This is a genomic window from Emcibacteraceae bacterium, from assembly GCA_041396985.1.
In the GTDB taxonomy this organism is placed as follows: domain Bacteria; phylum Pseudomonadota; class Alphaproteobacteria; order Sphingomonadales; family Emcibacteraceae; genus Pseudemcibacter.
Window position 1 is genome coordinate 593,269 of record JAWKXO010000001.1, and the last position, 12,520, is coordinate 605,788.

Genomic DNA, 12,520 nt, shown 5'->3' on the forward strand with positions numbered 1-12,520 from the left:
CAATACTGTTATAAAATATTAATATACTTAGCCATAAATGAGCTATAGAAAGAACACAAGGCAATAATCAGGCAAAGCCCCATTTATGTTTAACAAAATTGATTTTTATGTTCTGAAAAGTACGATTGTCCCATTAGTTGCTACTTTGGGAATTTCGGCACTGCTGCTTCTGCTTGAAAAAATGCTTTCCCTGTTCGACTTCGTCATTAACCAGGGCGGTCCCATTGATGTGGTCTGGCAGATGCTGGGTAATCTGATGCCACAATATCTGACCCTTGTTATCCCACTGGCAATGTTCCTCGGGGTCTTGCTTGCCATCCGGAAATTCGCTTTAAGCAGTGAACTTGATGCTTTACTCTCCTGCGGTATAAGTCTTCACAGATTACTGTTAATGCCTATTTTTCTGGCTGTTCTTCTTCTGCTTATTAACATTCTTGTTGTTGGTTTTGTCCAACCCTATACCAAATATGCCTATGAAGAGCTAATTTTTGATGTCCGAAGTGGCGCGTTAGGCGCTGCAATAAAATCAAATGAATTCACCAATCTTGGAAAAGGTTTGACACTGAGGATCGAAGAATCTCAAAACTCAGGTCGTGAGCTCCTTGATATTTTTGCACAGAAAGAAGAACCCGATGGGCATATATATTCTGTCAGTGCAAAAAAAGGCAGTTTTTATGCCTCACCAGATCAAAAATATATTATTTTACGGCTCTTTGACGGGACGCTCATCGATTTTGATACCAGCCAGAACAGGCCGCGCATTTTGAATTTTGATATGCATGATCTACCATTGGAAGTGCCAATGTTCGAACAGTTCAGAAACCGCGGTGATGATGCTGCGGAAATGACATTTAATGAACTTTGGCAACTTCGGGATAGTGGCAATACAGCGATCATCGCAACGCTTCATTCCCGGATTGCCCGGGCATTATCCATTTTAATTGTCCCTTTTCTTGCTGTGCCATTAGGGCTGGTTGCCAAAAGGTCCGGAAGGGCACTCGGCATTTCCGTGGGCGTCTTTATTCTCCTTCTTTATCATAAAGTCCTCGAATTCGGCCTTGATTTTGCTGCAGACGGCAGCTTTAGTCCATGGCTGACTATTTGGGTGCCCACAGCGGTCTTTATTGCTGTAACGGCAAGGCTTTATTACATTGGTGCCTATACAGTCGGTGGTGTGCCGCTGCGAACACTTGAACTGGTATCCGATATCATTCTTGAGTTTTTCACCAAACTATTTAAACGCGTGAGGACATCAAGCTAATGGTTGAGCGGGTGATGAGCTATGGCGGACATTTTGGTAAAATATTCAGCCCTGGAAGTATGGATGTTTATCTGGCAAAAATTTTTGCTGTCCGTTATGTCATAATTCTTGCCGGTCTTATTGCAACATTACAGATGCTTGACCTTCTGGCAAAGTCCGATGAAATTCTTGCTGGTGAAGGTGCTGTTTATACTGACTTATGGCGATATGTAACCCTGCGCAGTCCTCATCTGATTTCTTTATTTTCGCCCTTTGTTGCGTTGCTGTCATCAATCCTTACTCTATCAGTGCTAAATGTTAATAGTGAAATTGTTATTATGAAAGCCGCGGGCTGGTCCGCCTTTCGGATATTGGTACCGCTGATGGCCGTCTCACTACTGATCGGTGCAGTGAATTTTGTATTTTCAGAAACTGTTACTGTCCATGCGCGTGCTGAACTCAGAAACTGGGAAGCCAATAATTTTGCCGCCGATATTCCGCCGGCACCGGATTCCGTTTATGATACCTGGGTCACGGACGGCCAGAACCTTGTAAAGGCGGAAAGCGCCAATAGAAACGGTAGCATTTTGCTGCTCGATCAGGTGACGCAATATATCCGGGACGAAGACAAAAACATTACGAATATCATTAAAGCCGATTTTGCCGTTTACAGAAATGATAGCTGGAAACTTTACGGGGTTATCAATTTTAACCTGAAAACCCTGAAAATCGATGTACTGGAAAATATGGACTGGGTTACAACTATTCCACCGGAACGGTTTATTTCTCTTGCGATCGTCGCTGATCAGGTTAATCTGCCACGCCTGCGCCGGGCCATCAGCCAGCTTCAATCCGAAGGCCATGATACGGCAAATCTGAGAACCATGCTTTATCAGAAATTTGTATCCCCTTTAAGCACATTATTAATGCCACTCCTTGCCGGGCTTGCCGCTTTTGGCCTACATCGCGGCGGTAATCTACTTGGGCGGATATTAATTACCCTTTCCATGGGATTTGGGTTTTTTGTGGTCAATAATCTGTTTATCGCTCTGGGACAATATGGAGCGGTTCCGCCAATTATTGCCGCATGGCTCCCCTTCCTGTTATTCGGACTTGCCGGGGTAAGCTTTATCCTGTTAACAGAAGAATAATCAAAAAAAGGACTGTTAATGACATTCGCTAATATTGAAATAAAAGAAGCGACAACAAAAGAAGACCGCAAAGTTTTTGTAAAACTGCTTTGGGACATATATGCAGATGAACCAAACTGGGTTCCGCCACTCATTATGGAACGGCTTGATGCTATTGATGAAAAAAAGAACCCGTTTTTTGAGCATGCGACAGTAAAGTTCTGGATCGCCTACAAAGACGGTAAACCGGTCGGCCGTATCAGTGCACAGATAGATGAACTGGTCGAAAAATATCATGGCATTAAAACCGGTCATTACGGTTATTTTGATTGCATTGATGATCAGGACGTTGCCAATGCTTTATTTAACACCGCCTGTAACTGGCTGAAAAAGAATAACATGATCGAAGTAATTGGCCCCTTCAATCTTTCCATCAATGAGGAAACTGGCATGCTAGTCGATGGATTTGATACCCCGCCCAGGCTTCTAATGGGCCATGCCCGCCCCTATTTCGAAAAACTGGTCAATGGTGCCGGTTTTAATAAAGTGAAGGACACTTGGGCATATACACTGGATATCAGCAAACCGATTTTGCCGCCTGTTATTCAAAAACTTGTTGATCGTGCTGTAGAAAAAGGACAAGTAAAATTTCGTCCCATAAATATGGATAAATATGAAGAAGAGCTGAAAATTATCCTTGATATTTTTAATGATGCCTGGATTGATAACTGGAAATATATCCCTTTTACCGAAGCGGAACTTGATCATGCAGTTAAGGAATTAAAAATGATCATCCGCGAGGATTTTACCTACATTGCTGAAATTGACGGTGTCCCACAGGCAATGATGGTTACTCTGCCCAATATCAATGAAATTATCCGTGATCTTGACGGCAAACTGTTTCCATTTGGTATTTTTAAACTGCTATGGCGGTTAAAAATAAGCCCCAGTTTTAAAACCGTTCGCGTGCCACTCATGGGTGTTCGAAAAGAATATCAAAACAGTCGTTTAAGCGGTATAATGTCGTTCGGACTGTTTGAAGCATGCCGACAGACAGCAACCGCTGTCGGATGTGAAGAAGCAGAACTTTCATGGGTACTTGAAGAGAATACGAGGCTCTCAAAATTGCTTGAGACAATTGGTTGCGTGAAATATAAAACATACAGATTATATCAAAAAGATTTATAAATGTCAGATACAGAAGAACCCGTTAGAAAAGTAGGATTTTTTCACCGTGTCAGAAATTATTTTCTGACCGGACTTGTGGTCGCGTCCCCGATTGGAATCACCGTCTATATTGGCTGGTGGTTCATATCCCTAGTCGATAGCCACATTAAGCCGCTGATCCCAGCAGCCTATAACCCTGAAACATATCTTAAGCCTATTTCAATACCGGGATTAGGGTTGATATTTTTATTTTTATTTCTGGTTATTCTGGGGGCCTTGACCGCCAATTTGTTCGGCCGCGCCCTAATCCGCTTTGGTGAAAGACTGGTTGACAGAATGCCTGTCGTTAGAAGCGTTTACAGCACCTTAAAACAGATATTTGAAACCGTTATTGCCCAGGATAGCAAGAGCTTCAGTGATGTAGTTCTGGTTGAATATCCACGCACAGGTCTATGGGCGATTGCTTTTGTATCCGGTGAAAATAAAAGCGAAATTCAGGGTAAAATTGAAGATGAAGTGGTCAATGTATTTCTGCCAACAACTCCAAACCCAACTTCAGGATTTTTACTGTTTGTGCCGAAGAAAGACCTGATTTATCTGGATATGACCCCTGATCAGGGTGCAAAATATGTTATTTCAGCAGGGCTTGTGAATCCACAGGATCTGCCCAAAAAAAATGTCAAAAAATAATGATGAGCTCGTCTGCGATTTTGTCGGTGGTGCGGTTGGTCATCGACTGAAATATGGCGGTGGACGGCAGCAGGCGTTACCAAAAGCCATTGGATTTAAAAGCGGTCATATACCATCAGTCGTTGATGCGACTGCGGGTCTTGGTCGTGATGCTTTCTTACTTGCGTCGTTGGGGGCTCAGGTTACCCTGATTGAACGAAATGATCATATTCATAGTTTGCTGCAAGAAGGGCTCAAGCGGGCAAAAAATGAAAATGAGCAATATGCAGAAATTATTGGGCGTATGACCCTTCTTCATGGAGACGCCAAAGACCTGCTCCCCACCTTAAACCCGGAAGTAATACTGATTGATCCCATGCATCCGCCCAGACAAAAATCAGCGCTTGTGAAAAAAGAAATGCGCCTGATCCGGAACATTGTTGGCACTGACCCAGATGCCCGAGAGCTGCTTGAAATTGCCCTCGCCTGCGCCAGATCACGGGTTGTATTAAAATGGCCAATGCGGGCGGAATCATTGGATGGCATAAGAAAGCCGTCACACCAGATTGTCGGGAAATCAACCCGATATGATGTTTTTATCCGGACTTAAGATATTTAACCCCCTCATCCCTTTCAAACAGATAAAGTAAAATACGAAGGTTTTTTCCGCGTTTTCCTGAAAGCTCAGGATCAAGTTCCAGAACCAGCCTTGCATCATCCCTTGCCATCGGGATCAGTTTATGATGGTCTTCAAGGCTGGCAACTTTAAATTTGGGCAGCCCGCTCTGCCGGGTGCCTAGGACTTCACCAGCCCCTCTCAATTTTAAATCCTCTTCCGCGATAATAAAACCATCTTCGGTTTGTCGCATGATATTCAACCGTGATTTCGCTGTCGCGCCAAGTGCACCATAAAGAAGAAGACAGGTTGATTTACCTCCTCCCCGGCCAACACGGCCACGAAGTTGATGAAGCTGCGACAAACCAAATCGCTCAGCATGTTCAATAATCATGACGGTTGCCTCCGGCACATCAACACCAACTTCTATAACCGTTGTTGCGACAAGAATATCAATATCTCCGGCTATGAAGCGGTTCATCACGTCATCTTTTTCCTTCACTTTCATTTTACCGTGGATAAGGCCAACCCTGTGCCCAAATAACTGTTCCAGATGGCGATATCTTTCCTCTGCCGCGGCCAAATCAAGGACCTCGGATTCCTCTACAAGCGGGCATACCCAGTAAATTCTGGCGCCATTTTCTATGGTTCTTCTGGTGGCGGTGATCACTTCCTCAATCCGGTTTAATGCCATCACCCGTGTATCAATTGGCGTACGACCCGGCGGTTTTTCATAAAGCCTTGATACATCCATGTCGCCATAAACCGTCAGGGTAAGGGTTCTTGGGATCGGGGTTGCCGTCATCGCCAGGATATCCATACCGATCCCTTTAGGGCCTTTGGCGGAAAGCGCCATTCTTTGTTCCACCCCGAAACGATGCTGTTCATCGATGACGGCCATGGCCAGATCATGATAAATGACATCTTTCTGAATAAGGGCATGTGTCCCGACAAGAATATTAATTTCCCCCGACGCCAGATCATCCAGCAATTTCTGTCTTGCTTTACCTTTATCCCTTCCCGTCAGAATGGTTATATTGACCCCAAGCCCTTTCACCATTTCCGAAAGACTTGCATAATGCTGCCTTGCCAAAATTTCGGTCGGAGCAATAATCGCGGCCTGCGTCTTATTTTCTACAGCAATCAACATTGAATAAAGGGCGACGACCGTTTTTCCGCTTCCCACATCACCTTGAAGTAGCCGCATCATGGATGATGGACCAGTCATATCCTCCCCTATTTCAGCAATGGCATTATTCTGAGCGCCCGTTAATTGATAAGGAAGGTTTGCAAGAAATTTATCCGTAAGCTTATGTGTGCCTTTCATGGCACGACCTTTTTTCTTCTTCGTCTGCTTTCGCATAATTTCAAGAGCCAATTGATTTGCCAGCAGTTCATCATAAGCCAGCCGTAGGCGTGCCGGACTGTTGGCGTTGGTATCTTCCTTTTTCTCTGGATGATGCGCCTTAATAATAGACCTATTCCAGTCCAGCCAACTCTCTCTTTTGATTAGAGCAGGATCAAGCCATTCTGGTAAATCAGGTACTTTTTTTGTCGCTTCATTTATAATTCGGGCCATTACCTTGCCACTAACCCCGGCAGTAAGGGGATACACCGGCTCTACAGCCGGTATCTCATTTCTTTTTTCGGGTGGTAGAATATAGTCAGGATGGCTCATCTGCAGCTGACCGCTATAGACTTCAACTTTGCCACTGATAAGACGTTTCTGACCTTCTGGCAATTGCGTCAGAATATAATCCTTACGTGGATGAAAAAAGACCAGACAAATTGTTCCCGTATCATCATGGCACCAGACTCGGTATGGTTTTTTGCTATTTGCCGGTGCAGGATCATGTCTTCCGACAGTGACTTCCAAGGTCACGATCTGATCAAATGTAATATCTTTCAAGTCCGGCCCTGCGCGACGGTCAATAATGTCTACCGGCATATGCCACAATAAATCCAATATACGGCTTCCGGCCACTTTCTCAATTCCGGCAGCAATGCGCTTACCCACACCGGGCAAAGTTTCCGTTTCAGCAAATAATGGAAAGAGTATTTCTGGTCGCATCGGTTCCGCAATATTAAAGGTTTTATTTTAATTGTAATTTTTATATACACTTAACATAACTTACCAACTGCCGAATGAGAAGTTAAGTGACACAATTTAATACGCCAGGTTTTATTGAAGGCCAAATTGATAAGAACGAAGACATCAATATCCGCAGAAAACGGCTGAAATTCAGAAGCTGGCATCGTGGAATTAAGGAAGCAGATATTCTGCTTGGCTCATTTGCTGATCAGTTTCTTGATCAAATGACACTGGAGCAACTTGATCTTTATGAAAATCTACTGCGGGAAGCTGATTCTGATCTTGTTGCCTGGATTACAAATGACAGCCCTTCACCTGAACAATATGACCATGACGTCATGAAAATGCTTAAATCCATTGACTATATTAAGATAATCAAGTGATCAGTTTTATCCGTGCCGAACATCCCCTGATATTAAGCAACGTGCCGGAAGGCATGGATGCACAGCTTCTTGCCGAAGCGGCAAATGAGATCGGGGAAAATCAGTCAATTTTACATATTGCCCGCGATGATATGCGTATGGAAAATATGGCCGAGCTTATCGCCTTTTTTAACCCACAGGCAGAAATTATCACTTTTCCGGCTTGGGACTGTCTGCCCTATGACCGGGTTTCGCCAAACCCGGATATTCTTGCACGCAGAATGACAAGTCTGATTAAAATTCTTAATCAGACAAAAAAACAGATCATTATCACGACTATTAATGCCATCACTCAGCGTATCCCGACCAGAAAAACATTAAAGGACACAAGTTTTAAAGCCTCAGTCGGAGAGAGGTTGAATACTGATGTCCTTAATAACTACCTTACCCATAACGGATATTCACGGGCCAGCACTGTTGTAGATCATGGCGATTATGCCATTCGCGGCAATATCATTGATATTTTCCCTTCCGCATCGGAAAACCCCTTAAGAATTGATCTTTGGGGCGATGAAATTGACACGATTAAAATATTTGATCCCATCAGCCAAAGGACAGAAGAAAAAACAGACAAAATTGAACTGGTGCCCATGGGTGAAATTTTTCTTGATGAAAAATCAATTGGCCTGTTCCGGCGGTCCTATGTCAGCAATTTTGGCCCTGCCCGAGGCAATGATCCGCTTTATGAGGCCATAATGGAAGGACGCCGTCATGCCGGGATGGAACATTGGCTTCCCTTTTTTCATGAAAATCTGGAAACGCTGTTCGATTATTTACCGGATGCAGTGGTGACTATGGATAATTTAACCACTGAAGCCCTTGAAAACAGATTTAGTGCTATTTCGGATTATTATCTTGCCCGAAAATCGGCGCTTGAAGATACTCCCAAAAACAATAGTACGGTTGCCCCTTATAAACCGGTTCCTCCGGAAAGCTTATTTTTAACAGCAGCAGAATGGCAGGATTTAGCTGAAAAATTTCATATACATCAGCTTAATCCTTTCAATGTTCCCTCTTCTGATAATGTCCGCGCTTTTAAAGGTGTGGCGGGGCGGAGTTTTGCTCCGGAGCGGAATGATAAAAACACCAATATATATGATGCCTTAAGAAAACATATCGTAAGCCTTCAGGAAAAGGGCAAAAAAACCTATCTTGCCAGTTACAGTATTGGCGCTCAGGATAGATTAAGTGCCGTTCTTAAGGATCATGGCATGGCTAACCATAAGCAGCTGGACAGCTGGAAAAGCGCCAGTCGTCTGCCGAAAGAAGTGATCGGGCTTATAATCCTTCCTCTGGAAGCGGGCTTTGAGACAGATAAGTTTGCCATCATATCTGAACAGGATATTTTGGGGGATCGCCTGATCCGAAAAGTCAGGCGCAGCCGAAAAGCGGAAAATTTTATTTCAGAAGCATCAGCGCTAACCCCCGGTGATCTGGTCATTCATCTGGATCATGGAATTGGTCGTTATGTCGGCCTTAAAACAATTGAGGTTGATGGCGCTGCCCATGACTGTGTCCTGCTTAATTATCAGGACGGCGATAAACTCTATGTGCCGGTTGAAAATATCGAAGTCCTTAGCCGTTATGGCAATGAAGACAGTGATGCCAAACTTGATAAACTGGGCGGTGTCGCCTGGCAGAGCCGAAAAGCAAGGCTGAAAAAACGCATCCGTGAGATGGCCGATGAACTGATCAAGGTTGCGGCCGAACGTGCGCTTCGCAAAGGCGAAGTTATAAAGCCCGCAGATGGGCTTTATAATGAATTTTGTGCCCGCTTCCCCTATACGGAAACTGACGATCAATTGAGGGCTATAGGTGATGTGATTGATGATTTGTCAAGCGGACGTCCGATGGACCGCCTGATTTGCGGTGATGTGGGCTTTGGCAAAACTGAAGTTGCCTTAAGAAGCGCATTTCTGTCTGTAATGGAAGGGTATCAGGTTGCCATCATTGCACCGACCACCCTGCTCGCGAGGCAGCATTACAAAACATTCTGTGAACGATTTAAAGGGCTTAATATAAAAATCGGACATTTGTCGCGCCTCGTCAGCTCAAAAGACCAGAAACTGACTAAGGAAGAAGTGGCAAAAGGCGACTGCGAGATATTGGTCGGTACCCACGCTGTATTAAGTGAAACTGTAAAGTTTAATAATCTTGGCCTGTTGATCATTGATGAAGAGCAACATTTTGGTGTTGTTCATAAAGAAAAGCTGAAAAAATTAAAAAGCAATGTACATGTGCTGACTTTAACGGCTACACCTATCCCAAGAACACTACAACTGGCCATGAGTGGCATACAGGGCTTAAGCCTTATTGCCACACCACCGGTGGACAGGCTTGCCGTCCGTACCTTTGTTCTGCCGATGGATGATCTGGTGATCAGGGAAGCCCTGCTTAGGGAACATTACCGGGGTGGACAAAGTTTTTATGTATGCCCGCGCATTTCCGACCTTAAGGAAGTTGGAGAATTTCTGAAAGAAACCGTGCCTGAAATTAAATTTGTCACAGCACATGGCCAAATGGCCCCCGGGCAAATCGAAGACATTATGAATGCATTTTATGATGGCGCTTATGATGTCCTGCTTTCGACCACTATCGTGGAAAGTGGTCTTGATATTCCGACAGCAAACACAATGATTATTCACCGGGCAGACAATTACGGACTGGCACAGCTTTATCAATTAAGAGGACGGGTTGGCCGATCAAAGGTTCGTGCCTATGCCTATCTTACCCTGCCCCCCCGAAGAATCCCGACCCCGCAAGCTGAAAAAAGGCTTCATGTATTGCAGACCCTTGATACTCTTGGGGCAGGTTTTACCCTCGCCAGTCATGATCTTGATATTAGAGGTGCCGGTAATCTGCTCGGCGATGAGCAGTCAGGTCATATCAGGGAAGTCGGTATCGAACTTTACCAGCAAATGCTTGAAGAAGCTGTCGCACAGACAAAATCCGGTGCTTTTGACGAGGAATTTGAAGATAGCTGGTCACCACAAATCAATGTCGGTGCCAGTGTTATGATCCCTGAGCGGTATGTTAAAGACCTTAACCTTCGCATGTCTCTCTATCGGCGAATTGCCGACCTTCATGACAAACGTGATATTGATGCCTTTGGCGCAGAACTTATTGACAGATTTGGTAAATTACCTGAGGAAGTCGAACATCTTCTTAAAATTATTGAAATCAAACAATATTGCCGACGAGCAGGAATTGAAAAAATTGAAACCGGGCCTAAGGGGGCAATCGTTGCTTTCAGAAATTCAAAATTTGCCAACCCTGCCGGCCTTATAGAATTTCTGACCAAACAGGACAGTATCACCAAAATCAGACCAGATCACAGGCTTGTTTATGTGCGTAAATGGTCAAAAATTGAAAGCCGAATAAACGGATATCTCAATCTATCCAGAACCCTTGCTGATATCGCTGAAAAATAATCATATTCAATAGTTAAAATTGTCGCTTTTCATTAATGAATATTTAGAAATTCATTTTTATTCTGTATGCATGATAAATGGAATTAGTACAAGTCTGTCCGGGTTACTAGCGGCATCAACGAGAGCCAGCACCGCTGCCAATAATATCGTTAATGCCTATAATACCTCACTCCCGCTCGGTGGTGATACCTCCACCGCGGCACTCCGTTCGACTCGCGCTTATGTTCCACAAAAAGTGATTAATAGTAGTGGCAGGAATGGCGGTGTCATCGCGACTAAAGTTCCTGTTAACCCGGCTTCATTTTCACTTTATAGTCCTAATGATCCTGCGTCTAACAGTAACGGATTTGTGGACATTCCCAATGTAGATCCTGCAATTGAATTTTCAGAACTTATAAAAGCAAAACATGCCTATAAAGCCAATGCCGCCGTCCTGAGAGCATTATCTGAAACAGAAGAAGCGGCCCTGGACATAATCAAATAATTATTATTCTATAAATTGATATTATATTTTGGAAATTTTTGAAATTATTCCAAATGATTATGCATTTTCTTAACCTTTTACGCATATATTTAGTAATATATTAAAATAAGCAGAAAATATCTTCCTCATGAGTTGGAATGATATTGGTGAGTATAAATGAGCGATATGATAAATACAGGCGAAGAAATACAAAATCTGATTAAGCTGGCCCATGACAGTAGCAAGAAAGGCCGGGCAGATTTGTTTAATGGTATTACGGACTTAATTGAATCCCAGTACCAACAAATTTCCTCTACTGAAATTGATCTGATGATGGATATTCTCGGCAGAATTATCCGGGACGTTGAGGTCAGCCTGAGAAGAAAGCTTTCGTTAAAGCTTGCCGATAAAGACGATGTTCCGGTGGAACTGATTATCTTACTTGCCAATGATGAAATTGAAGTCGCCAACCCCGTTCTTATCCAGAATACACTCCTGACCGACCGGGAACTCGTCAACATCATCCAGAGAAAATCACGGCAGCATCAGTTAAGTATCGCTGCCCGTAAAATGCTTTCTTCAGAAGTTTGTCGGGAGTTGGTTAAAACTGATGATGACGGCGTTATCGTTACCATGCTTACCAATAAGGAAGCAAGGATCGATAATGAAACCATCGAACTGCTTGTGGAAAAATCAAAAACAAGGGAAGTTCTTCAGTCTCCTATTATTCACCGGGAAGATTTACCGAAACATATTGCTGCCCGTATGTATAGCTGGGTTTCTATGTCGCTAAAACAGGAACTCCTGGAAATACATTCATTTTCCGCTGAAGAACTGGAAACAATCCTTTCCGAAAGTGTAGATGAGTTAAAAAGTGAAGATGAACTCAGAATAAACAAGGGCGATAGTGAAAAGACCCTTATCGATAAACTGAAGAAAGCCAATAAACTTCATATATCCTTCCTGATGAAAAGTCTTCGTCAGGGAAATATAAGACTTTTTGAGCTGGCCTTTGCCGAAATTCTGAATATTCCCGAAGCGATTATGTATAATATTCTTTATGAACGGGGGCCATCCGCACTGGCGATTGCCTGCTGCGCTGCAAAAATTGATAAATCTGTATTTCTGACCATGTTCCGGCTTACCCGTGAGGCGAAAATGATGGATACAGAACTGTCACAGCCAGAAATAGAGCATGCCTACAGTCAGTTTGTGAATACAAGCGAACAACGAGCCAAAAGCATTTTACACAAATGGGTTGAAGACTCGTCCCGTAATCCTATATTCTAA

General features: G+C 43.6%; 10 protein-coding genes. 9 read left to right on the top strand and 1 reads right to left on the bottom strand.

Annotated features, from left to right (window positions below):
• The first annotated feature begins 85 nt into the window (after positions 1-85).
• The 5 genes from lptF to R3D86_02830 are packed head-to-tail and all read left to right on the top strand — an operon-like array spanning position 86 to position 4,816.
• Entirely contained in the window at positions 86-1,261 is a 1,176-nt protein-coding gene (gene lptF, locus R3D86_02810; protein MEZ5757134.1) for an LPS export ABC transporter permease LptF, read from the top strand.
• Positions 1,261-2,391 carry an LPS export ABC transporter permease LptG gene (gene lptG / locus R3D86_02815; GenBank protein ID MEZ5757135.1) on the top strand — a complete coding sequence of 377 codons (1,131 nt, stop codon included), beginning with the start codon at positions 1,261-1,263 and terminating at the stop codon, positions 2,389-2,391. The genes lptF and lptG overlap by 1 nt, the downstream gene beginning before the upstream one ends.
• An 18-nt stretch (positions 2,392-2,409) precedes the next feature.
• Complete coding sequence (locus tag R3D86_02820) at positions 2,410-3,558, top strand: hypothetical protein (GenBank protein ID MEZ5757136.1); 1,149 nt, start codon at positions 2,410-2,412, stop codon at positions 3,556-3,558.
• The gene (locus R3D86_02825) at positions 3,559-4,227 is read left to right on the top strand and encodes a DUF502 domain-containing protein (protein MEZ5757137.1); all 669 of its coding nucleotides are present in this window, start codon (positions 3,559-3,561) and stop codon (positions 4,225-4,227) included.
• A complete protein-coding gene (locus R3D86_02830; GenBank protein MEZ5757138.1) occupies positions 4,214-4,816 on the top strand; it encodes a class I SAM-dependent methyltransferase in 603 nt (200 codons plus the stop codon). The genes R3D86_02825 and R3D86_02830 overlap by 14 nt, the downstream gene beginning before the upstream one ends.
• Here the strand turns inward: R3D86_02830 and recG are convergent.
• A complete protein-coding gene (recG, locus tag R3D86_02835) occupies positions 4,803-6,893 on the bottom strand; it encodes an ATP-dependent DNA helicase RecG (GenBank protein MEZ5757139.1) in 2,091 nt (696 codons plus the stop codon). The genes R3D86_02830 and recG overlap by 14 nt on opposite strands.
• Before the next feature lie 86 nt (positions 6,894-6,979).
• Between recG and R3D86_02840 the strand changes: the two genes are divergently transcribed.
• The 4 genes from R3D86_02840 to R3D86_02855 all read left to right on the top strand — a co-directional run bounded on the left by R3D86_02840 (position 6,980) and on the right by R3D86_02855 (position 12,520).
• Positions 6,980-7,297, top strand: coding sequence for a succinate dehydrogenase assembly factor 2 (locus R3D86_02840; GenBank protein ID MEZ5757140.1), 318 nt, complete (start codon positions 6,980-6,982; stop codon positions 7,295-7,297).
• The gene (mfd, locus tag R3D86_02845) at positions 7,294-10,767 is read left to right on the top strand and encodes a transcription-repair coupling factor (protein ID MEZ5757141.1); all 3,474 of its coding nucleotides are present in this window, start codon (positions 7,294-7,296) and stop codon (positions 10,765-10,767) included. The genes R3D86_02840 and mfd overlap by 4 nt, the downstream gene beginning before the upstream one ends.
• A 70-nt stretch (positions 10,768-10,837) precedes the next feature.
• Positions 10,838-11,251, top strand: a complete 414-nt coding sequence (locus R3D86_02850; protein ID MEZ5757142.1) for a flagellar basal body rod C-terminal domain-containing protein — start codon at positions 10,838-10,840, stop codon at positions 11,249-11,251.
• Positions 11,252-11,407: 156 nt separating this feature from the next.
• On the top strand, positions 11,408-12,520 hold the full coding sequence (locus R3D86_02855) for a DUF2336 domain-containing protein (protein ID MEZ5757143.1): 1,113 nt from the start codon (positions 11,408-11,410) through the stop codon (positions 12,518-12,520).